Annotated in this window: 20 protein-coding genes; 9 read left to right on the forward strand and 11 right to left on the reverse strand. The window is 68.6% G+C overall.

Features of this window, described 5'->3' with window-relative positions:
* Positions 1-384 precede the first annotated feature (384 nt).
* On the reverse strand, positions 385-2,250 hold the full coding sequence (locus tag AB0H36_RS43830; RefSeq protein WP_360537341.1) for an MFS transporter: 1,866 nt from the start codon (positions 2,248-2,250) through the stop codon (positions 385-387).
* Positions 2,251-2,334: 84 nt separating this feature from the next.
* Here AB0H36_RS43830 and AB0H36_RS43835 point away from each other — a divergent pair, with 84 nt between their 5' ends.
* Entirely contained in the window at positions 2,335-3,174 is an 840-nt protein-coding gene (locus AB0H36_RS43835) for a DUF3027 domain-containing protein (RefSeq protein WP_360537343.1), read from the forward strand.
* Positions 3,175-3,319: 145 nt separating this feature from the next.
* Here AB0H36_RS43835 and AB0H36_RS43840 read toward each other — a convergent pair whose 3' ends face one another.
* From AB0H36_RS43840 to AB0H36_RS43850, 3 genes are all read right to left on the reverse strand, one after another.
* Positions 3,320-3,865 carry a hypothetical protein gene (locus AB0H36_RS43840; protein WP_360537345.1) on the reverse strand — a complete coding sequence of 182 codons (546 nt, stop codon included), beginning with the start codon at positions 3,863-3,865 and terminating at the stop codon, positions 3,320-3,322.
* Entirely contained in the window at positions 3,859-5,016 is a 1,158-nt protein-coding gene (locus AB0H36_RS43845; RefSeq protein WP_360537347.1) for an XRE family transcriptional regulator, read from the reverse strand. The genes AB0H36_RS43840 and AB0H36_RS43845 overlap by 7 nt, the downstream gene beginning before the upstream one ends.
* A 385-nt stretch (positions 5,017-5,401) precedes the next feature.
* Positions 5,402-5,713 (reverse strand): DUF2530 domain-containing protein, encoded by a 312-nt coding sequence (locus AB0H36_RS43850; protein WP_360537349.1) that lies wholly within the window; start codon positions 5,711-5,713, stop codon positions 5,402-5,404.
* 57 nt (positions 5,714-5,770) lie between these two features.
* Here AB0H36_RS43850 and AB0H36_RS43855 point away from each other — a divergent pair, with 57 nt between their 5' ends.
* Positions 5,771-7,243: an NCS2 family permease gene (locus AB0H36_RS43855; RefSeq protein ID WP_360537351.1), complete on the forward strand. Its 1,473-nt coding sequence runs from the start codon at positions 5,771-5,773 to the stop codon at positions 7,241-7,243.
* A 3-nt stretch (positions 7,244-7,246) separates the two neighbouring features.
* On the opposite strand, the gene AB0H36_RS43860 is transcribed toward AB0H36_RS43855, so the two are convergent.
* Positions 7,247-8,314 carry a hypothetical protein gene (locus tag AB0H36_RS43860; protein WP_360537353.1) on the reverse strand — a complete coding sequence of 356 codons (1,068 nt, stop codon included), beginning with the start codon at positions 8,312-8,314 and terminating at the stop codon, positions 7,247-7,249.
* A gap of 97 nt (positions 8,315-8,411) precedes the next feature.
* On the opposite strand from AB0H36_RS43860, the gene AB0H36_RS43865 reads away from it, so the two are divergent.
* Together AB0H36_RS43865 and AB0H36_RS43870 are read left to right on the forward strand one after the other, a co-directional pair.
* Positions 8,412-8,861 (forward strand): MarR family transcriptional regulator, encoded by a 450-nt coding sequence (locus tag AB0H36_RS43865; protein WP_360537355.1) that lies wholly within the window; start codon positions 8,412-8,414, stop codon positions 8,859-8,861.
* Positions 8,858-10,231, forward strand: a complete 1,374-nt coding sequence (locus AB0H36_RS43870; protein ID WP_360537357.1) for an MFS transporter — start codon at positions 8,858-8,860, stop codon at positions 10,229-10,231. The genes AB0H36_RS43865 and AB0H36_RS43870 overlap by 4 nt, the downstream gene beginning before the upstream one ends.
* On the opposite strand, the gene AB0H36_RS43875 is transcribed toward AB0H36_RS43870, so the two are convergent.
* Entirely contained in the window at positions 10,228-10,938 is a 711-nt protein-coding gene (locus AB0H36_RS43875) for a DUF4429 domain-containing protein (protein ID WP_360537359.1), read from the reverse strand. The genes AB0H36_RS43870 and AB0H36_RS43875 overlap by 4 nt on opposite strands.
* 57 nt (positions 10,939-10,995) lie before the next feature.
* Between AB0H36_RS43875 and AB0H36_RS43880 the strand changes: the two genes are divergently transcribed.
* The gene (locus AB0H36_RS43880; protein WP_360537361.1) at positions 10,996-12,411 is read left to right on the forward strand and encodes a mycothione reductase; all 1,416 of its coding nucleotides are present in this window, start codon (positions 10,996-10,998) and stop codon (positions 12,409-12,411) included.
* Here AB0H36_RS43880 and AB0H36_RS43885 read toward each other — a convergent pair.
* On the reverse strand, positions 12,394-13,848 hold the full coding sequence (locus AB0H36_RS43885) for an LLM class flavin-dependent oxidoreductase (protein WP_360537363.1): 1,455 nt from the start codon (positions 13,846-13,848) through the stop codon (positions 12,394-12,396). The two genes, AB0H36_RS43880 and AB0H36_RS43885, sit on opposite strands and share 18 nt — an antisense overlap.
* 33 nt (positions 13,849-13,881) lie before the next feature.
* Here AB0H36_RS43885 and thpR point away from each other — a divergent pair, with 33 nt between their 5' ends.
* A complete protein-coding gene (thpR, locus tag AB0H36_RS43890; RefSeq protein ID WP_360537365.1) occupies positions 13,882-14,445 on the forward strand; it encodes an RNA 2',3'-cyclic phosphodiesterase in 564 nt (187 codons plus the stop codon).
* 46 nt (positions 14,446-14,491) lie between these two features.
* On the opposite strand, the gene AB0H36_RS43895 is transcribed toward thpR, so the two are convergent.
* Both AB0H36_RS43895 and AB0H36_RS43900 read right to left on the reverse strand, forming a co-directional pair.
* On the reverse strand, positions 14,492-15,124 hold the full coding sequence (locus tag AB0H36_RS43895; RefSeq protein WP_360537367.1) for a DUF2867 domain-containing protein: 633 nt from the start codon (positions 15,122-15,124) through the stop codon (positions 14,492-14,494).
* 357 nt (positions 15,125-15,481) lie between these two features.
* Positions 15,482-16,561, reverse strand: a complete 1,080-nt coding sequence (locus AB0H36_RS43900) for a LacI family DNA-binding transcriptional regulator (RefSeq protein WP_360537369.1) — start codon at positions 16,559-16,561, stop codon at positions 15,482-15,484.
* A gap of 86 nt (positions 16,562-16,647) precedes the next feature.
* Between AB0H36_RS43900 and AB0H36_RS43905 the strand changes: the two genes are divergently transcribed.
* Both AB0H36_RS43905 and AB0H36_RS43910 read left to right on the forward strand, forming a co-directional pair.
* Positions 16,648-18,282 carry a DapH/DapD/GlmU-related protein gene (locus tag AB0H36_RS43905; protein ID WP_360537371.1) on the forward strand — a complete coding sequence of 545 codons (1,635 nt, stop codon included), beginning with the start codon at positions 16,648-16,650 and terminating at the stop codon, positions 18,280-18,282.
* A 528-nt stretch (positions 18,283-18,810) separates the two neighbouring features.
* A complete protein-coding gene (locus AB0H36_RS43910) occupies positions 18,811-19,878 on the forward strand; it encodes a hypothetical protein (protein ID WP_360537373.1) in 1,068 nt (355 codons plus the stop codon).
* Here the strand turns inward: AB0H36_RS43910 and AB0H36_RS43915 are convergent.
* Positions 19,808-21,097 (reverse strand): MFS transporter, encoded by a 1,290-nt coding sequence (locus AB0H36_RS43915; protein ID WP_360537375.1) that lies wholly within the window; start codon positions 21,095-21,097, stop codon positions 19,808-19,810. The two genes, AB0H36_RS43910 and AB0H36_RS43915, sit on opposite strands and share 71 nt — an antisense overlap.
* A gap of 13 nt (positions 21,098-21,110) precedes the next feature.
* On the reverse strand, positions 21,111-21,710 hold the full coding sequence (locus tag AB0H36_RS43920; protein WP_360537377.1) for a helix-turn-helix domain-containing protein: 600 nt from the start codon (positions 21,708-21,710) through the stop codon (positions 21,111-21,113).
* Positions 21,711-21,900: 190 nt separating this feature from the next.
* On the opposite strand from AB0H36_RS43920, the gene AB0H36_RS43925 reads away from it, so the two are divergent.
* On the forward strand, positions 21,901-22,266 hold the full coding sequence (locus AB0H36_RS43925; RefSeq protein ID WP_360537379.1) for a hypothetical protein: 366 nt from the start codon (positions 21,901-21,903) through the stop codon (positions 22,264-22,266).
* The last annotated feature ends 31 nt before the right edge of the window (positions 22,267-22,297 follow it).

Below are 22,297 nucleotides of genomic sequence, written 5' to 3' on the forward strand. Positions count from 1 at the left end.
CGCATCGGGGCCTGACCTTCGGAGGGATATCCGTTCGAGTTGTGGGTTCTCCTCTCGTCTGCGAGGGGAGAACCCACAAGCGAAGGGGTTATCCCCTCGAACGCCGCCCTCTCTCTTCGTGCAAGTGGGGAGAAGGCCCAAGTGGAGGGGATATCCATCCAATTCGGGGGTTGCCCCCCTGAGATTTCCAGCGGGCAACCCCCCACCTCAGCAGGCATCCCCTCCGTTGCCCCGCCAACCCTCCAGCTCAGCGTGTTATCCCCCGGGGTGGGGGGTTGCCCACTGGGAATTTGAGGGGGCAACCCCCGACTTCAGTGGGCAGGCAGGCGGAGGGTGCGGAGGGTGTGGGCTCGGGCGGCGGGGTGCTTCAGCGGGTTCGGGGGCTCAGCGGGGTGGGCGGCCGCCGCCGCGGCGGCGGTTGAAGATGCCGCCGCGGTCGCGTTCGACGGTCGGCTCCTCGGCCCAGGGGGCCTGGTCCTCGACGGTCTCCTCGTCGTCCTCGTCCGGCTGCCCGCTCCACCACTTCCCGACCGGCTGCTGCGGCTGCTGCTGGTCGTCGAACTTCAGCTCGACCGTCGGTTCGTCGTGTCGGCGCTGGGTGTTCTCGCGGTTGGCGCGCTGTTCGGCGACGCTGGTGGTCAGGATCGTCCGGCTCGTCCGTGTCGGCTGCTCGGCTTCCGGCTCGGCGGCCGGCTTGGCTGCAGGCGGCTTCGGCGCCGGCTGCCGCGGCTTGATCGGGCCAGCCGGCCGGCCGGACGGCCTCATCCGGATGACGAGGAGGACCACGATCAGCAGTACGCCGGCCAGGAACCCGAACCCGAGGCGCGGGATCAGCGGCAGCACGATGCCGCAGCCGCCGCCGATCACCCAGGCCAGTTGCAGCACCGTCTCCGAGCGGGCGAAGACCGACGTACGCACGGTCTCCGGTACGTCACGCTGGATCATCGCGTCCAGCGACAGCTTCCCGAGCGAGCTGCACAACCCGGCCACCAGGCCGAGCGCGATCAGGATCGGGAACCCGTAGAACACCGCGACCAGGACCGCGACCGTCACGTCCGCGAGCAGCACGACCAGCACGACGGTCTCGGGTTTTCGGGCCTTGAGCAACGATCCGAGCACGGTGCCGAGGCTGTTGCCGAGACCCGCCGCCGCGACCACGGCACCCGCGGCCAGTGCGCCGTCGATCCCGCTGACCGGTGCGTCCCGGAGCAGGAAGGCCAGGTACATGGTCAGGAATCCGGACACGAACCGCAGGCCGAGGTTGCACCGGATCCCGCGCGCCACCGCCGATGTGATCGCCCGCCGGCGCGCTTCGCGGCCCGCCGTACCCGTTATCTCCTCGCCGGCGGGGGAGTCCACCTTGCTCGGCAGCCGGATCGCGAGCACCAGGCCGACGGTGTAGACGAGCGCGGCCCAGCGGAGCGACCACTCCGGCCCGATCGCCGCGAACGCCGCCGCGATCCCCGCGCCGACGGTCGCACCGGCGACACCGGCCAGCGAGATCCGCGAGTTCGCCGTGACGAGGGTGATCTCCTTCGGGAGCAGCCGCGGTACGGCGGATGCCCGCGTCACGCCGTACGCCTTGGACGCGACCAGGCATCCCAGGGCGGCCGGGTAGAGCCAGGGGGAGGCGCTGCCGGTCATCGAGGCGGCGAGGCTCCAGACCAGGAACCCGCGCAGGCCGAGCGTCGCCCCGATCGCCCACCGGCGACCGTGCCGGAACCGGTCCAGGATCGGCCCGATCAGCGGCGCCATCAGCGCAAATGGCGCCATCGTCAGCACCAGGAACAGCGCGACCCGGTCCCGCGCCTGCTCACTAGGTACGGCGAAGAACACCGTGCCGGCCAGGGACACGGCGAACGCGGTGTCACCGGCGGCGTTGACCGCGCCGAGCTCGATCAGCCGGGACAGCCCGGACTCACGTGCGCCCTGGGCGCCGGTCAGTCCGCTGATCCGGCGGCTGGTGGCTCGTCCGACCTTCCCGCCGACGGTGGCCGTCTTGCGGGATGCGGACGCGACGCCGCTGGCGCCGACCTTCGAGGCGTGACCGACCTTCTTGCTCGCCGTACCGAGCTTCTGCTTTGCGCCGCTGACCCGCTCGGCTCTGCTCTTTCCGGGGCGGTCACCGGTCTTGTCGCCGGCCGGGGTGCCAGGCTTGTCACCGGCGCGGTCGCCAGGCGTCCCACCGGCCGGGTTCGCGCCGGGTGAACCAGGCGTCGCCTTCCGGTCCGCGGGGTCTGGGCTCTGCATGGAACCATCCTGCCTCCTGCGGGGGACAGACCGTAGTCACGGCGCGTTCCGACCACCCGCGCGGGCGTGCGAGAATGGGCGATTGTGACTCCCGTCAGAACTCCGGACCAGGTTCGCGCCAAGGCCGACGCCGTCTGTGTCGCGGCGGTCGAACCCGCCCGCGAGGCCGCGATCGCCGAGGCCGGCTCCGCGCAGATCGGCGAGCACCTCGGTCACCTGGTCGAAGGTGAGCGGCTCGTCACGCACTACTTCGCCTCGACGCACCCCGGGTACCGCGGCTGGCGCTGGGCGGTCACGCTGACCCGCGCCTCCCGCGCCAAGACGGTCACCGTCAACGAGGTCGTGATGCTGCCCGGCGACGAGGCCATCGTCGCGCCCGTGTGGGTCCCGTGGTCCGACCGCGTCCAGCCCGGCGACCTGCGCCCCGGCGACCTGTTCCCGACCCACGTCGACGACGCGCGCCTCGAGCCCGGATTCACCGACACCGGCGCCCCCGACGACGTCCGGGCCGTCGTCGACGAGCTCGGCCTCGGCCGCGAGCGCGTCCTGTCGCCGTTCGGCCGCGAGGAAGCAGCGGAGCGCTGGTACGGCGGAGACTTCGGCCCGACCTCCGCGATCGCCCAGGCCGTCCCGTACAAATGCAACGCCTGCGGCTACTGGATCCGCCTTGCCGACAGCCTCGGCCAGGCCTTCGGCGTCTGCACCAACGAAATGGCCCCCGGCGAGGGTCGCGTGGTCGCCTACGACTACGGCTGCGGAGCCCACTCCGACGCCACCATCGACCTCCCCGACCAGCCCGCCACCCACCACGCCTTCGACACCACCGGCTACGACAACCTAGAACTAGCCGAGGCCGACGCAGTCCAAGCCGAAGTAGAAGCCACCGCCGAACCAGAATCCGACGACGAAGTAGTCGCCGACTAAGGACACCACCTCCGGCGGCGGCTGCCCTATCTGCGCCTCCGGCGCGCCGCAGACTCTTGTCGCGTCTCAACGTGATCGGCGCGAAGACTGCGTTGCCCACGCGCGGTACCGACGAGCCAAGGGTCCGGCCGCCGGATCGTGGGGCTTACTCCCGAATGGGATCGAATGCGGTCGCCCAGAGTTGGTAGCCGTTTGGCGTAGGGAGACCTTCCGGCTCCCAGTCTGCTCTGGCAGCCATGCGCATGCTTGCTCGGTTCTGTTCGTGAATGCAGCCCTGGAGGACGAGGGTGGATGCGCCGGAATCGACTGCTTTGATGCCGGCTTCAGCTCTTCCGACGGCCATGATCTCGTCGCCGACGTAGCGGTCTCTCATGTTCCGGAAGTGCGTGCTCACAGCTCCGGCTTCGAAGGTCGCGACCAGCAGGACTCCGTGCTGTTCGTAGGACAGGTGCACGGCTGCGCCGACGGCGTTCTCGTCGTCTCGTCCCACGAGAAGTGTCTCGCCGGCCTGGAGTCGCTGGGCGAGAGTGCGGAAGTGTCGCTGTGCGGCCCATTCCCATTCGCGTGGGTGCTTGGGGAGCCGACGACCCTTGGCGGTGCGGGGCCATTCGTCAGTACAGGTGAAGGCCTGAAGTTCCGTCGCCTGATGCTTGTCGAGCTGCTCCCATTTCAGCAGTCGCTCGTTCACCACGGTGCCGCGTTACCATGGCTCAAGCGAAGCTTGTCATTCCACGCGGCAGCACTCGGCCTCGCTGCAAGCAGTTCTTCGTACTCGCGTGACGCTGCTTCGTCGTCCGGCTCCGGGAAGTCGATCTCGTCGACGGGGACGTTCAGCACCCAGGCGAGGGCGGCCGGATCCGCCTGTCCGGAACGCACGCGATGCGACAGATCGGCTATCAACCGGATCGGGAACATCCGTCCAGTGGATTCTGCTTCGCGCTCCACCACCGCATCTACTCCAGCCCCGTAGCCCCGGAGCGTTGTCAGGTGTCGACGAAGAAGATGCTGGGTTGGCTGTTCCAGAGCGGCGGACGCGTCGGCATGTGGCTTCAATCGAAGCTTCCGAAGTCGGTTGCGCAGCGCCTCGGTGGAGACGCCTGCGTCCCAAACGAACTTGGCCAGCTCTGTCCCGTCGATGTGGGACCAGTTGATCTCCCGCACGCGGTCCTCGGGGAGGAGCAGGGCAGCGGCGAACTCATCGGCTGGTTGCTCGTTCGCTTTCTCGACCCCGCGGCCGGCGTGGTGACCGAGCACGAGATGGCCGAGTTCGTGAGCGACTGACCAGTTGTTCCTGAACCAGTTCGGAGTGCTCGTCAGCAGGATCACCGATCGACCGCCGATGCGGAGCGAGTAATCGGTGGAGAGCTCAGGAATGCGGAGCACATCGATGGCGAACGCCGCTTCGATCTGCTCGGCGAAGCGCCGGACGAAGTCGCGCCCCAGGCGACTTCGAACTGCGCCCGGCTCAGCGGGGAGGTCTGGTGATACCGACGGTCCGTCAGGATAGGCATCCCGGTAGACAGCGACGACCTTCTCCAGGATCTTGTCGTCAGCCTCACGGCCGGGATTCACTCGCTGCGCTTGCACGGGATCCCAGAAATGCCGAGCCGCAACGTCCACACGCAGTGGGTCCGCCCGCCCGGTGATCAGCCAGTAGATGTCAACACCGAGCGAGTCGGCGAGGCTGGCCAACTCGATCGACGAGAACCCACGCTGCCCGTTGAGCGCACGCGACAGAGCGTCCGGCGTCATGTCCACGAGGCCCGCGAGCCTGCGCTGACTGAGCCCGGGCGGCATCTGCGAGCGAATGCGTTCGCCGACTGCGAGCAACTGCTGATCCATGACCCAAGTCTAGCGAAGTGTTGGGATTTTCCCAACGTATTTACCGCTTCGGGAGCGCTTGCTGGCGGCCGAGTGCGCCGTGCCTATCCGCACTTTCCTGCCGATACCGGCAAGAAGGTGCGGATGCTGATTGGCTGTCAACCGGCGACGTCGGTTCATTGAGGCCCACCTGAAGGCGACATCGCGGTGCTGTCGCGGGCGGAACGACGCGGGCGACAGCACGCCGAGTCGGTGGGAGCATGCGACGAAAGGACCGCGTGTAGTCCGGCGTGAGGGGTGACTCCAGTCCTACGCGCCAAGCACGTCGATCTGTGACAGCAGGATGCGGGTCCGCCGGAGGCGTCAAGACAGTCGCGGTCGGAGGCCGCGTCCGTTGGGGTGGTTCTTAGTCTTCGATGGCGGGGCGGTGGCCGGCTTGGATGGCTGTCCAGCGGCGGCGGCAGTACCAGAGGCCTATGAAGCCGAGGCCGATGCCGGCGACGGTGACCCAGAGCCACCACTCGAGGCCGTCTTCCTTGAGCTCGTCGCGGAAGATGAGGACGGCGACGAAGGCGACGGTCCAGGCGATGATGCCGGTGATGACGGTGGGGATGCCGGAAAGGTCGAGGGGCTTTACCTCGGCGTGCACGAGTTCGCCGCGGGCCAGTTGGCTGGTCGGGTCGGTGCGCTTCTTGGGTGCGGGCTGCTCGTCTGCCACGGCCCCACCTTAGTCCCCTACTTCCAAGAGCTTGCCAGGAACTGGCACGATTCCGCCATGAGCTCGCCCCAGGCTTCCACCGCCCGTGACCGGTCCGGCTTCGTGGACTCGTTCTTCAAGATCAGCCAGCGTGGTTCGACCGTCAACCGGGAGATCCGCGGCGGGGTGGTCACGTTCTTCACGATGGCCTACATCGTGGTGCTGAACCCGCTGATCATCGGCACCGTGAAGGACGGCACCGGCCAGTTCGTCGGTGGCGGGACGGATCCGGCGGCGTCGATCGCGAAGGTCGCGGTGGCGACCGCGCTGGTGGCCGGGGTGCTCACGATCCTGATGGGCGTGGTGGCGAACTTCCCGCTCGCGCTGGCGACCGGCCTGGGCCTGAACGCGTTCGTGGCGTTCTCGATCGCGACCAAGATGACCTGGGCGGACGCGATGGGCCTGGTGGTGCTGGAGGGCATCATCATCCTGCTGTTGGTGCTGACCGGGTTCCGCAAGGCGGTGTTCGAGGCGGTCCCGGTGCAGCTGAAGGTGGCGATCAGTGTCGGGATCGGCCTGTTCATCGCGTTCATCGGATTCGTCGACGCAGGCTTCGTACGGCGTCCCGCCGCGCTGACCGGCCCGCCGGTGGAGCTCGGTGTGGCCGGCAACCTTCGCGGCTGGCCGGTGCTGATCTTCGTGTTCGGCCTGACCCTGATCGTCACGCTGTACGCGCGGAAGGTGAAGGGCGCGATCCTGATCGGCATCGTGGCCACGACGGTACTCGCGATCGTCGTCGAGTCGATGGTGAGCATCGGGGCCCGGACCGCCGAGAACCCGGACGGCTGGGGACTGACCGTGCCGGCGCTGCCGGACGACTGGTTCAGCACGCCGGACCTGGACACGCTCGGCGAGTTCAGCCTGTTCGGGTCGTTCGAGAAGATCGGCGTGGTGGCCGCGCTGCTGCTGGTCTTCACGCTGATGCTGGCGGACTTCTTCGACACGATGGGCACGATGACCGCGATCGGCGCCGAGGCCGGGCTGCTGGACGCGGAGGGCAACCCGCCGAACGCGCAGCGCATCCTGGTCGTCGACTCGGTGGCGGCCGCGGCCGGTGGCGCCGCGTCGGTGTCGAGCAACACGTCGTACATCGAGTCCGCGTCGGGTGTCGGCGAGGGGGCGCGGACCGGCCTGGCGAGTGTGGTGACCGGGATCTGCTTCCTGATCTCGATGGTGGTCGCGCCGCTGGTCACGCTGGTGCCGTACGAGGCGGCGACGCCGGCGCTGATCCTGGTCGGGTTCCTGATGATGACGCAGGTGAAGGGGATCGACTTCGACGACATCGAGGTCGCGTTCCCGGCGTTCCTGACCATCATCCTGATGCCGTTCACGTACTCGATCACCGCCGGGATCGGCGCCGGGTTCGTCACCTACGTCCTGCTCAAGCTGGTTCGCGGCAAGGTCCGCCAGGTGCACCCGCTGATGTGGGTGGTCTCGATCCTGTTCGTCGTCTACTTCGCGATCGGCCCGCTCAGCGACTGGCTGACCTGAGGGCTAACCGCGTAGCTGCAGGTACTCCGCGCGGGCGGTGAAGAGTTTGCGGAGCTCGACGGTGACGCTGTCGAGGAACTCCTCGCGGTACGACGAGTCGGTCATCAGCGCGATCGAGTAGTAGAGACCGGTGAAGTTCGCGATGCCGACGGCAACCTTGACCAGGCCGGCGCTGATCACCATCGGGTGCCCCAGCAGCTGGACGTCGTACGACCAGCCGCCGGGGTCGATCTCCCAGCTCTCGTAGATCTTCCGGCTGATCCCGAGCATGCCGAAGGCAACGAAGAACAGGCCGACCCCGCTGCTCACGACCAGCGTCTGCACCCACTGCCGGATGGCCAGGCTGATGGTGAGGTTGAGCCGCTGCAGCCGGCGCAGCGGCGGGCCCGAGGCGGCGTCGCGTTCGATCTCGTCGACCTCCTTCGGCAGCCGCACCATCAGGAACAGCGTGCTGAGCAGCGTGAACGCCGCCATCGAGAACAGGATGAACGCGACCGGCATCCCGGTGAACACCTGCCACATCTCGGTGTTGATGAACAGCACCAGTGAGAACACCAGCAGCAGCGGCAGCGCCCGGACCATGCTCGCGATCGAGTCGGCCAGGTCGCCGGCCAGCCGGCGCAGGCTCCAGTACGTCGTCGCGATCAGGCCGTAGCCGACCACGACGTACACCAGGCCGACGAGCAGCAGGTTGCCGAGGACAACACCGAAGAACTGCTGGACCTGCCCCTCGGTGACCAGCGGCAGCAGGGCGGGAAGCAGGATGAACACGGCCAGCTCCGGGATGCCGAACCGGGTCGGCAGTGACCAGAAGGGACGGCCGCGGAGCGCGTTCAGTACGCCGAACCCGCCGACCAGAACCGCCAGTGCGACGACCGCGGCCAGCACGTTCTTCCAGACCGACCAGTCCAGCGAGGTGGCGCCGAGCACCTCGGCCAGGAACACCAGCGCCAGCAGCGGCGTGGCCCTGGTGAAGATGTCGTGCGTCGGCGAGAAGTCCTCGATGAACAGCGGCAGCCCGGCCCGCCGGAACCGTTGCTCGTACCGCTCGAGCTCGGCAGTTGTCCCCATGTCCGGGAACCTTAGCGCCTCGGCAGCGGCTGCCCGGGAATACCACCGGCCGGTCAACCGTTTTCTTTAGCAAAGGTAATGAGTTAAGCTAACGAACATGCCCGAAGTCGTAGCCCAGCAGGTGAAGAGTGACGTCGGGCTGGCGAGTGCCCTGCGGTCGTCGACGCTACGGCTGTCCCGGCAGATCCGGCGGCAGCGCGAGCCCGGTCACGACCTCACCGCCAACCAGCTCAGCGTGCTCGGTGCGCTGGCCAAGCACGACGCGATGACGATCGGCGAGCTGGCCTCCCACGAGCAGGTCAAGCCGCCGTCGATGACGCGGATCGTGTCGAACATGGAGGAGGCGGGCCTGGTCGCCCGCCGGCCTCATCCGACCGACAAGCGCCAGATCGTGGTCGAGCTGACCGACCGCGCCGACGAGCTGATCCAGGCCAACCGGCGGCGCCGCGACGAGTGGCTGCAGACCAAACTGAAGCAACTGACCCCCGAGGAGCGCGACATCCTGCGCAAGGCAGCACCTGTTCTCGAACGCCTGGCGGCCACATGAGTCCGACCTTCCGAGCGTTCAAAGTTCGCAACTTCCGTCTCTACGCCACCGGCGCGATCATCTCGAACGTCGGCACCTGGATGCAGCGCGTCGCCCAGGACTGGCTGGTCCTGGAGCTGACCCACTCCGGTACGGCGCTCGGCATCGTGACCGGACTGCAGTTCCTGCCGGCCCTCCTGCTCGGCCCGTACGCCGGTGTCGTGGCCGACCGATTCCCGAAGCGCCGGGTGCTGACGTGCACCCAGATCGCGATGGCCACGGTCGCCCTCGTCCTCGGCGGACTGACCGTCGCCGGGCTGGTCGTGCCCTGGCACGTGTACCTGCTGGCCCTGCTGTTCGGAGTCGGTACGGCGTTCGACGCCCCCGCCCGGCAGTCGTTCGTGGTCGAGATGGTCGGCCGCGACGAGCTCGCCAACGCGGTCGGGCTGAACTCGGCCTCCTTCAACGCGGCCCGGCTGCTCGGCCCGGCGCTGGCCGGCCTGCTGATCCACTGGATCGGCACCGGACCGGTGATCATGATCAACGGCTTCACCTACGCCGCGGTGATCCTGTCGCTGCGGCTGATGCGGGTCGGCGAGCTGCACACGCCGAAGCCTGCGGCCCGGGAGAAGGGCATGATCCGCGACGGCATGCGCTACCTGTGGCGCCGGCCGGACCTGATGATGATCCTGGTGACCGTGTTCTTCGCGGGCACCTTCGGCCTGAACTTCCAGATGACGTCCGCGCTGATGGCGACCGAGGTGTTCAGCAAGGGCGCGGGGGAGTACGGCATCCTCGGCTCGATCCTGGCGATCGGGTCGTTGTCGGGCGCGCTGCTGGCGGCCCGCCGGGTCCGGATCCGCGCTCGCCTGGTGATCGGCGCGGCCCTGGCGTTCGGTGTGATGGCGCTGGTCAGCGGCCTGATGCCGACGTACCTGACCTATGCGCTGGTGCTGCCGCTGGTCGGCCTGACCTCGCTGACCATGCTCACCGCCGCGAACGCGACCATGCAGCTGAGCATCGAGCCGACCATGCGCGGCCGGGTGATGGCGCTCTACATGACGGTCCTGATGGGCGGTACGCCGATCGGGTCGCCGCTGATCGGGTGGGTCGGCCAGACCTTCGGCGCCCGCTGGTCGCTGATCGTCGGCGGCGGGCTCACCATCGCCGGCACGGTCGCCTCGGTGCTGTACTTCTCGCGCAAGCGGGGCCTGGCCATCCGGCCGCGGCTGCTGCCGCGCCCGCGGCTCGAGGTGCTCCCACAGACCGAGCTCCTCGGCGAGAAGGCCGCTGTCGACGCAGCCCCAGCGGCAGGGCCGCGCGCCGTCGACTCGGCACCGGCGCCGCGGACCCCGGTCGAAGCCAAGGACCTCGGGCCCAGAGTGGCTTAGGGCCGGATCCGGGTCAGTAGTCGCGCCGCGAAGAACAGCACGTCGACGTCTGTTCGCCGTTCGGTCAACACCGCCGCCGGGTCGTGCCGCGGTTTGGGCCGTTCGAGCGGGGTCCGCGCGGTGCTGATCCGGAAGAAGCCCTTGGGCCGGAGCCGGCGGTCGTTCGGCATCCACTCGACGTCGATGATGTCGGCCAGCGGCACCGACAACCGGTCGCCGTCCGCCTTCTTCTTCCGGCTCGCCGGCCACTTGTAGGCGAACGCCAGGTGGCCACCGGCCAGGAATACGGTCGCGTCCCGCCCCTCGATCCGGTCCGGCGCGACCGGCGGCGCGACCAGCCACTGCTGCGAGGCCGAGGCGGGCACCTGCCGCCGGGCGAGCATCGCCTTCACGTCGGCGACCAGCCGCTCGGCGACCGACCGGTCGGCGGCGTCGAAGAAGAACCGGTACGGATCGAGCAGCGCCGCGAAGGACCCGCCGCCGACCGACAGCAGCGGATCGGCGTGCTCCCGCAGCTCGAGACTGACCACCGGAGCCCCTGGACTCATGCTCAGGCCGATGCCCTGCAACGCCTCGACCGGAACAGTCCGCTCACCCAGCCGGGTGCGCAGCGATCTGGTGAGCTTCCCCAGCCCGGCCGTGGACACGTCGTACCGGATCCGGAGCGTCCCGAATCCGTCCCATCCGAGCGTTCCGTTGCTGCTCACCAACTCACTGCCTGACACCGTCCCCATGATCCCGCACGGACGGGTCCAGAATGAGGTGTGACTCATTACGACCTGGTGATCATCGGGACCGGTTCGGGAAACACCATCGTGAACCGGCGGTTCACGGACTGGAAGGTGGCGATCGTCGAGCGCGACACGTTCGGCGGCACCTGCCTGAACGTCGGCTGCATCCCGACCAAGATGTTCGTCCACACCGCCGACCTGGCCGCGACGCCGTCGGTCAGTTCCCGGTACGGCGTCGACGAGACGCTCGACGGGGTCCGCTGGCCCGCGATCCGGGACCGCATCTTCGGCCGGATCGACCCGATCGCCGCCGGCGGCTCGGAGTACCGGCACCACCACGCCGACAACGCGAACGTCACCGTGTACGACGGCACCGGCCGGTTCACCGGCGACAAGGAGCTGACCGTCGACGGCAAGGACGGCTCGACCAGCACGCTCACCGCCGACCAGTTCGTGCTCGCCACCGGCAGCCGGCCGATCGTGCCGTTCGTCCCCGGTCTCGAGGAGGTCGGCTACCACACCTCGAACACGATCATGCGGATCGAGGAGCTGCCGCGCCGGCTCGGCATCATCGGCAGCGGCTTCGTCGCGGCCGAGTTCGCGCACGTGTTCTCGTCGTACGGCGTCGAGGTCACGCTGATCGCCCGCTCCGGGCTGCTGATGCGGCACGAGGACACCGAGATCGCCGAGCGGTACACCGAGATCGCACAGGGCAAGTACGACGTCCGCCTCGACCACGACACGGTCAGCGCGAAGCGGCAGGCGGACGGCTCGATCGCGCTGGAGATGCTCAGCCCGAACGGCGTCGACGAGCTCGTGGTCGACGAGGTCCTGGTCGCCGTCGGCCGGACACCGAACTCGGACACGATGAACCTGGACGCCACTGGTGTCGTGGTCGACGCCGAGCAGCGGGTGGTCGTCGACGAGTACCAGCAGACCAACGTCGACGGCATCTACGCGCTCGGTGACGTCACGTCACCACACCAGCTGAAGCACGTCGCGAACCACGAGGCGCGGGTGGTGAAGCACAACCTGCTCAACCCGGACGCCCGGATCACCTCCGACCACCGCTTCGTCCCGCACGCCGTCTTCAGCTCGCCGCAGGTCGCCGCCGTCGGCCTCACCGAGGAGCAGGCCCGCGAGCGCGGGATCCGGTACGTCGTCGGTCGCCAGCAGTACGCCGACATCGCCTACGGCTGGGCGATGGAGGACACCACCGGCTTCGCCAAGATCCTGGCCGACGCCGACACCGGCCTGATCATCGGCTGCCACATCATCGGCCCGCAGGCGTCGTCGGTGATCCAGCCGGTCATCCAGGCGATGAGCTTCGGCCTGGACGCCTACTCGATGGCCCGCAACCAGTACTGGATCCACCCCGCCATGTCCGAGCTGATCGAGAACGCCCTGCTCAAGCTGGACTTAGGTCACGACCTAAAGCCGAAAAGCTGAGATCACCTCGCCGACCGTCTCCAGGGTGTCGAGGTCAGGGACACTGATCATCACTTCGGCGACCCCGGCCTCGGACAGTTCGCGGAAGCGCCCGATCTGGTCGGCGACGGTCCCTGCGTTGACCGACGCGGCATAGCGAGCCGGGTCCTGGTTGCGGGGGCGGAGCCTGCCGACCAGCTCGTCGACGTCCCGATGGTCCTTGCCCACCAGGGTTGTAGACAGATGCGTTAGCTCCACAGAGTGGCTGAGTTCCCGCACGATGCGGACCCGCTTGCGCACCTGCGCGACGTCGCCGAACACATTCACGGCATCGGCGTAGCGTGCCGCCAACCGCAAGGTCTGCGGCCCGCTTCCGCCGACCAGCAACGGCAACCGCTCCTGCAGCGGTCGCGGATAGCAGGTGGTGTCCGGCACGTCGAGCACCTTGCCGTGGAACGGTTTGTTACCTGGTCCCCACAAAATCGGCAGCAGTTGCAACGCGTCCTCGAGCAGGCGATAGCGGTCGGGTACGGACGGAAACGGCCACCCGTACGCCTTGTGCTCCTGCTCGAACCACGCCAGCCCGACACCGCAGACAGCACGCCCACCACTCAGTACGTCGAGCGTCGCGGCGATCTTCCCCAGATGCGCGACGTTCCGGTAGGTGATCCCGGAGACCAGCGTCCCGAGCCGCACCCGCGACGTACAGGCGGCCAGGTACCCGAGCGTCGTCCAGCTCTCCAGGAAGTCTTCCCAGGCCCGCCCCACTTGCGGAATCTGCCGGAAGTGGTCCATCACGTAGATCGCGTCGAAACCGGCAGCCTCCGCCCGGCCGGCGACCTCCCGGATCCAGCTCGCGGTGCCCGTCCGACCGGCCTTGTGGGTGTAGCTGCTCAACTGCAGCCCGAACCGCAACCCGGTCGGCGTCTCCTCCTGCCGAAGCGCCGCCGCTCCCGCCTCGACGAACGCCGACGGTACGACGCGAACCACGGCCGGCTCGAGCACGTCGTCGTACCCGTCGGTCGGCAACTCCTGCTTCGCCGCGGTCCAGGATCGCAACTGCGAGGTCAGCGCATCGGCCGGGATCCGCTTGGCTCGCTCCCGGTTCCGCCGGCGGCACTCGGCCGCGGGAGTGTCGAAACCCACCGCAACACAAGGCATCCCGGCGTCCCGTGCCAGCCCGAGCCAGCGCAACCGCCGCTCCCGGTCCAGCCCGAGGGTGTCGATCACGGTCGTCAGCCGACGCCCGATTCGTTGCCGCACCACCTCTTCCAGCAACGTGAACGCATCCGCACTGGCCGCGATGTCGTCCTCCCCGGCCCCCACGAGTGCCCGCAGCCGATCACTCGACACGATCAGCTCCGCAGCGAACCGCTCCGCCGCCCACGTCGACTTCCCCGACGCCCCCGGCCCGGCCAGGATCACCACGCACGGCGACGGCAGCTTCAGCTCATCCACAAAAGCAGTTTCGCGCACGGATACGATTTCTGGATGCGATTGTTCGTGGCCGTGGTGCCACCAATTGACGTTGTGGAGGATCTGAGCGAGTTCGTGGAGCCGCGGCGGGAGCATCCGGATGACGACATCCGGTGGGCCACGGACGAGCACTGGCACATCACGCTGGCCTTCCTCGGCGAGGTGCCGGACTGGAAGACCGACGAGCTCGGGGAGCGGCTGGAGCGGGCCGCCAAACGGCAGTCGCCGTTCGAGCTGCAACTCACCGGAGCCGGCGCGTTCCCGGGCGTGCCCGACGCCCGGGTGCTGTACGCCGGGGTGCGCGACGACACCGAGTCGCTCAAGCACCTGGCGATGACCACGCGGGCCGCGGCCAACCGCGCCGGCGTCACTGTGGAGGGCCGGAAGTTCACCCCGCACGTCACCTTGGCCCGGTTGCGCCGGCCGGTCGACGCGACCCGGTGGGTCCGGATCTTCGACACGTACGACGGTCCGTCGTGGACTGCGGGGAGCCTGCAGCTGATCGAGTCCCGGCTCGGCGAGGGCCCGGGACGCAGTGCGGCGTACACCACAGTGGGCGAATGGGAGTTCTTAGGTTAGCTCCTCCTCGCCACCTTCCTGGTCAAGTCCGGGCACCGGGATCGACTCAAACTGGTCTGGATCGGAGTCGCCACCGCGGTCGCGACCGCGGTGGCAAGTTGTTCGCCTGATTCGCCCACTCCTCGTCGATGCCCTTGAGCAGCGGGGGATAGACGAGGATGTGGCGGAACGGCAGGATCGCGGCCATGTAGAGCGCGCCCAGCCGGCCGTTCGGTTTCACCAGGACGGCCATCTGGCTGTGGTACCCGCCGCTGCCGTCGGGGACCCAGGTCAGGTGCATGACCGCGTGGCAGGTCTTGTTGGACATCTCGGCGGCGAACTCGTCCTTGGTCAGGAACACCGAGCTGAACGGGAGCTTGTCGAACTCCGGCCCGGCCGGGCCGTCGCGCAGGTCGGCCGGCAGCCGGTCGCGCAGGGTCGCCACCCGGGAGCCGACCTTCGCCTCCGGGCTGTCCCAGCCGAACCACTCGCCGAGCTTCCAGCGGATCGCGAACAGCGTCCGGGCGATCCAGGACGGGTTGTCACTGGTGTCCCCACCCGACATCATCCGCAGCAGCCTCGGGAAGTCGTCCGGACCGCCGGGCGTCGGCAACGCCCAGACATCCTCGACCGTGAACCCCTCATCGATCTCGTGCATCCGCCACGGCGGATCCGTGTACGCGGACTTCGGCAGCTTCATTGCTCTCCCTCCAGAGAAATCCTCAACACACCGGCAACCGCGCGAACGGCGTACTGCTCGTCGTGCGGCACCTGCCCGGCAAGGGCGATGACAGTTCCTTCGAGCGCCCCCACGAAGGCGCTCGCAACCACCTTGGCCGAGGCGCCCGACGCAATCCAACACCCTCCGAAACCACCCGATTTCACAGAGTCTTCAAACTCGCCCCTCCGGAGGCAACCTCCGACCTCGAGGGATATCCACTGAGGTGGGGGGTTGCCCACTGGGAATTTCGGGGGGCAACCCCCGAGTTGAGGGGGCAACCCTTAGCGGCGGCCGGGGCGCGAGCGCAGGGGGCAACCCCTCGGCGGGGGTAACCCCTCAGCGGCGGGCGGGACCCGAGGACTCGCGGGGGTGGAGCTCGCCGGCCGGGGCCTGCTCGTGGAGGTCCGGGTCGCCGGTGGCGACGCGGAGGAGGAGGTCCGCGGCGGCCCGGCCGCGTTCCATCGTCTTCTGGTCGATCGCGGTGATCCCCGGTCGCGCCAGCTCGCACAGCGGCGAGTCGTCCCAGGCGAGGATCGACACCTCACCCGGTACGTCGGTCCCGAGGTCCATCGCCACCCGGAGCGCAGCCACCGCCATCAGGTCGTTGCCCAGCACGATCGCGGTCGGCGGGTTCGGGTCCGTCAGCAACCGGCGCGTCAGCTCGGCGCCGTCGTCGTACCGGTAGCTGCCCTCGACGTGCCGCACCGTCATCCCGCGCTGCTCGGCCCCCTCGCCCAGCATCCGCACCCGCAGCTGCTCGTGGACGAAGGTGAACGGCCCGCTGATGTGCGCGATGTCGCGGTGCCCGAGCTCGGCCAGGTGGTCGAGCAGCAGCGTGACCGTCTCGACCGGCGAGCTGATCAGCCGGCCGACCTGGTCGTCGGGGTCGTTGGAGCTGACCACCACGCACGGCATCCCGAGCTCCTTGAGCAGCGTGATCCGTGGGTCGTCGTCGTGCTCGTCGAACAGGATGAACCCGTCCACCCGCCCCTGCCGGGACCATCTCCGCAGTACGTCGAGATCCTCGCCGTGCTCGCCCGTCAGCCGGAGCAGCAGCGACGAGTCGACCTCGTTCAGGTACTGCTCGATGCCGACCAGGGTGCGCATGTAGAACGCCTCGGTGGAGATCAGCGCGGGGTCGCGCGCGATCACGATGCCGATCGTCCGGGTCCGGCTCGCGGACAGCGCGACGGCGGCCGAGTTCGGGTGGAAGCCGAGCTCCTCGGCCAGGTCGAGCACCCGCTGCCGGGTCTCCTCGCTGACCCCGGCCCGGCCGTTCAGCGCGTACGAAACCGACGCCTTCGAGATGTGCAGACGGCGTGCGAGGTCACTGATGGTGACTCGCCGGCGCCCGCCACTGCTCGCCGGACCGTCGTCGGGGTTGTCCCCGCCGGCCAAGGATCCGGGTATCGTCATGTCTGCCTGGTACCCCGCACAGCCGAGAGAGTAGCAGCGACTTTTCCGGGGTAGCGGTGATCCCAAGGTTTGGATAGCGTTTTCCCATGACCTCTGGTGAACCGCTGCGACTGGATTTCCTGCCCTGGGAGTACGCCCGGATCGGCTCCGACGACGAGCGCAAGCGCCAGGCCGAGCGGCAGCAGCGGCTCGGTGGGTCGCTCGCGCTGGCCGACGACGTGTACGTCGCGGAGTCGGCGGCCGTGTACTGCGACGAGCTCCGGATGGGGGCGCGGTCGTACATCGCGGCGCACGCGTACGTGACCGGGCACATCACGCTCGGGTCGGACACCACGATCAACCCGTTCTCGGTGGTCCGCGGCCGGATCACCATCGGCGACGGTGTCCGGATCGGGGCGCACACGTCGCTGCTGGCGTTCAACCACGGCACCGCACCGGGAGAGCCGATCTTCCGGCAGAAGCACACCGCACTCGGCATCACGATCGGCGACGACGTCTGGATCGGCTCGAACGTGACGGTCCTGGACGGCGTCACCATCGGCCCGCACTCGATCATCGGCGCCGGCGCGGTCGTCACCAAGGACGTCCCCGCCAACACGATTGCCGCCGGCAACCCGGCGCGCGTACTGCGTTCCCGCTCGGGCGAATCCCCGGTCCGGTCGGGCAGCCTTTCCCAGCGACTCGCTGCTTTCACGGCCAAGGCTCGCGAGCAGGTGGACGACGTACTGAAGCGCTCGTGGGACGGAGAGCGCTTCGTCGACCGCCCCGGTCTCGGGCACGAGCCCGCGATCCGCCCGTGGTGCGACGCGATCGAGATCGCGGACGTGCTGGTACGACGTACGCCGGAAGGGCACACGCGCGACGACCTGGTCCGTCGCCTGCGTCATCGTCAGGATCCCGCGACCGGACTGGTCTCACCAGGAGACCTCGCGGATGTCGGCCTCGACGTACCCGTGGATGACAAACTGTCCGTCCTGCAAGGCCCGGCGAGCTATCACGTGCTCTGTGTCGGCTACGCGTTGCAGGTGCTGGACAGCAGCTTCGAGCACCCGATCACCACCGACTTCACACCCGAGGAGCTCGACAAGCTGCCGTGGGAGCGGCACGCCTGGTCGTCCGGTTCGGGGATCGATGCCCTCGGCACCGCGTTGGCCCGGAACCTCAAGGATCATGGCGAATCAGGCCCGTTGGAGACCTTGATGGGGTGGCTCCTGCTGCGCGTCGATCCCGCGACCGGCATGTGGGGCCGGCAGCATCCGGACGACGGCTGGTTGCAGGTCGTCAACGGCTTCTACCGGCTGACGCGCGGGACGTACGCGCAGTTCGGGTTGCCGTTGCCGTACCCGGAGCAGGCGGTCAAGACGGTGCTTGCTCACAGCAACGATCGGCGGATGTTCAGCGGCGACGGCTACAACGCGTGCAACGTGCTGGACGTGATCCACCCGCTCTGGCTGGCCGGCAAGCAGACCGACGTGGGCCGGGCCGACGGCACCCGGTGGGCCGAGGATCAGCTCACCCGCATCCTGGATCGCTGGGTCGACGGCGCCGGGTTCGCGTTCGCGCCGGACGGGACCGACGACCGCGCCATCCCCGGGCTGCAGGGCACCGAGATGTGGCTGTCCATCATCTGGCTGCTCTCGGACTACCTGGGCCTGTCCGACGCCGTCGGCTACCGCCCGCGCGGCGTCCACCGCCCCGAGCCACTGGTCAGCCCGCGCTGAACCACCCGGACGCGCCGAGGTCGGCGCCGACCCGGCCCGAACTTCGCGTGGTAAGACTTTACGAACCCAGTGTGACCTCGCCCGAGGGGACCGAGCAGGCACTGGCCGCACTGGAGGAGGCCATGGCACCGTGGCGCGCCGGCTAGATTCCGCCCACCGGCCTGTCCTCCTGGAACACCCTCCACGACAGCTACACCGCCACAGACCTCACCCGCCTGCGCGCGATCAAACAGCGGGTGGACCCATCGGGCGTCCTGGTGGGCAGCTATCCATTGGGGGTCCACTAATCTGACGGAGTGGACCCCCGCACGCGCCGACTGGTGACCTCTCTCGTATTGGCCGCCCTGGTCGCCATGGTCGTCATCGCAGCCCTCGTCCGCTGACACGTCTCCAACTAACGTAGGGCCGCATGACTGTACTGATGCCACGCCTCCGGCGCGGCGGGTCATGGGGCTGGAACTCCCGGCCTTCCCTCGTCACTCCGGTCGCTGCGCTCCCTCCACTCCTCAGTCCAGGCCGGGAGGCCCCATGACCGGCACCACGGGCGCGCGGTCGCCGTACCTGATGCGGGCGGGGCTGGTCCGCAACGTCCGGTCCGCCGAGCACCTGACCACCTTCGTGGTGTCCGGGGTGGCGACGATCGGCGGCAAGGGCCTGCACATCGCCCACGTCCTCCCGGGCGGCCTGCTGATGCTGGTCTCGATCTCCCTGCTGCTCGCGTACGTCGGCCCCGTCGTGCGGCCCGCGGCGGCACTGATCGGTGGCGTCGGCTTCGGCCTGTTCATCGACGAGGTCGGGAAGTTCGTCACCTCGGACAACAACTACTTCTACCAACCGACCGCGGCGATCGTGTACGTCGTCTTCGTGCTGATCGTGCTCGGCAGCCGGTTCCTCACCACCCGCCGTCCGATCGACGAACGGGAGCAACTGGCCAACGTGGTCGACCACGCCGTCGAAGGGGTCGCAGGCGGCCTGTCGCGGCGCCGGCTGGCCAAGGCCTCGGAGCAGCTTCGCCAGGTCAGCCTGGACGTCGACGGTCGCCGCGAGACCAGGGAGCTGCTGGCCGCGTGCCCGGCCGACGAGGTGGAGCTCGCCGCTCCGGTCGACGCCGCGTGGCAGGCGTTGCAGCGTGGGTTCGACCGGCTGGCCACGCATCCACTCGCGCCTCGGGTGGCAGTCGCCGTACTGGTCATCCAAGCGATCGGTGCGCCCGCCATCGCCGCCGGGCTCCGGTTCGACGACGGGCTGGCCGCGGACCTGCCGGTCCTTGGGGTGGCGGCAGGAAGCTTGCTGTCGGCCTCTTTCACGCTGCGCGGCGGACTGCAGTTGCGGAAGGGGAACAGGGTCCGTGCGATCCGCTTGTTCGAACTGGCGGTGCTGGTGTCGTTGCTGGTCACGCAGGTGTTCCAGTTCGCGGGCACGCAGTTCGCGGCGGTGAGCGGGATGCTGCTCGACCTCGCACTGCTCGGCCTGCTGAGTGCGGAGCGGGACCGGCTGCGTCGCAAGGAGACCGAGGCGAAGAAGGCTAAGACGTGGGGACTGCCACCGGATCCGAATCGGCCGCCGTTCCCCGAGGACCCGTCGGATCCTGTGTAGCCTTCCAGCTCTCGTTGCGGCCGAAGAACAGCGGGGACGTGGTCGCGACGAAGTACACCGCGCCGGCTGCGAGCAGCGCCGGCACCAGACCGACGCCTGCGATCGCCGCACCGGCCACAACGCCACCGAGCGGTACGCCGAGCCACGCAACCGAGTCGGCGAGCGAGCTGACCCGGCCCAGCATGTGCCTGGGGATGCGCTCGATGAACAGCGCACCCAGCACCGGGTTGATGAAACCGGCTCCGACACCGCCGACGGCGTACACGGCCATCACAACCCACACGGGCGCGTCGAAGGCCATCACCACGAACCGCGGCGCACCGCAGATCAGGAACGCCACCGTGAAGACCAGCTTGCGCGGGATGCGACCGCCGACTGCTGACGCGACGAGGGCGAACAGGGTCGCGGTCACTCCGAACGACGTGAGGATCAGGCTGGTGTGGCCGGGCCCGAAGCCGTGCTCCTTGATCCAGACCGGCAGCAGTACGGCGCCGACCGCAGCGTCGAGCAGGTTGGTCACCGCGATCATCATGACCAGCGGCATCATCAGTCTGTCCTTGCTGAGGAACCGCCAGCCGTCGAGCAGCCGATACTTGTAGCTCCCGTCGTCCGCACGGTCGGCCTTCTCGTGTTTCCTGGGGATCCAGCGGTAGATGAGTACGGCGCACACGCCGAACGACGCCGCGTCGATCCACAGCGCGTTGACCTCGCCGACCAGAGTGATCAGCCCACCGGCGACAGCGAACGCGATGAACCCGGCCAGCCGCTCGGTCGTGCTCTCCAGGCCGGTCACGCGTTCCAGTGGCACCTTCGCGGCGTGCGCGATGTCCGGGATGAGCGTTGCCTTGGCGGCATCACCTGGTCCGCGGAGTGCCCCGGCTACGGCGACCAGCGCGAGCAACAGCGGGAACGACAACGCGTTCATCGTGTGCAGCAAGGGGATCAGCGCCACCACGCCGGTGCTGGCAGTGTCTGCCATCACACTGATCCGCCGCGGCCCGACCCGATCGATCATCGGTCCGCCGATCGCCTTGGACAGCACCAGCGGGCCCATCTCCGCCAGCGCCACCGCACCGGTCTTGAACGGCGACCCCGTAGTCGTCAGCACGAACCAGGGGATCGCGATTGCGCTGACTCGGGTGCCGCAGATCGACACCACGTTGGCGACCAGGAACGCCACAAGTGGTGCCCGGTCTTCACGTGCTTCTGCGGGCGTCACGTCGTACCTCGCCTTACCGGGTCTCGCGTGGGTACGCCTGGATCTGGACCGACACCTGCTCGGCGCCCTCGGGCAGTGGAGCGGTGAGGTCCGGCGTCTTGTACTTCTCGAACACCGCCATCACCTCCGCGAGCATCGCCTTCAACTCGTCGGGGCGGAGGTGGAACATGTAGTCCGACAGCATGCTGGCGTCGCGCCACTCCGGCGGCAGTGTCTGCATCGCGTCGATGAACCCGAACATGTTCTCCGCGTACGTCTGCCCGATTCCGTGCAGGAACCCCAGCGTCAGCTCCGGCTCCTGGTCGAGCAGCTCGGCCGCGTCGAACGCCGTGCCCTGGTGTGCGGACTTCCACCACCGGTCCCGCGCGTTTCCGCGGGTGTCGTCCTCCTCGACCAGGCCTGCCTCGGCCAGTTGCCGCAGGTGGTAGCTGGTGGCGCCGGTGTTCACCCCGAGCCTGCCGGCCAGCGTGGTGGCCGTCTGGGGGCCGTACATCCGCAGCAGTCCGAGCATGCGGTTTCGCATCGGGTGCGCGAGGGCCCGGATCAGGTGCCGGTCCAGGCGGACTGTCTTGCCGCCGATCAGCGCGGCCTCTGCGGGTTCGTCGTCGCTCATGAGTCCGAGAGTAGGACTGCAAAGATGGTTTGCAAAGAAATTTTGCAAACTGGTTGTGCGGTTGCTTGTCCACAGGCTGCGAATCGGTGGTCGGGCGGGGGCGGGATCGCGGCATCTTCTCTGTCGAGAAACGGGACCGGATGTGCCGCCGTGGCCGCCGGACCGCCCGACGAAACGGAGAGAACCAGCCATGATGCGTGTGATGCTCGAGGCCGACGACTACTGCGACGTCCCGGCCGAGCTGATGACGTTCGACGACGGCGTGGTGGTGTTCTGGCGCGACGGCGAAGAGGTCGGCCGGCACCGCCAGGCGCGCATCCGGTCCCTGGAGCTGCTCGACACGCGCTCGATGACCCACCGGATCAAGACGGCCCGCAAGAACCACCCGAACGCGTTCCGCCCCTGGTCCGCCGAGGAGGAGCAGACCCTGGCCGAGCTCTTCCGTGGCGGCGCGACCAAGGACGAGCTGGTCGAAGCCCTGGGGCGTCAACAGGGCGGGATCGCCACCCGCCTGCGCAGCCTGGGGCTGCTGAAGGAGGACGAGAAACTCGAGTGACGCAGGGTAGCTGTGCGGGGTCGGGCGAGAC

The organism is Kribbella sp. NPDC050820 (assembly GCF_040653975.1).
GTDB lineage: Bacteria > Actinomycetota > Actinomycetes > Propionibacteriales > Kribbellaceae > Kribbella.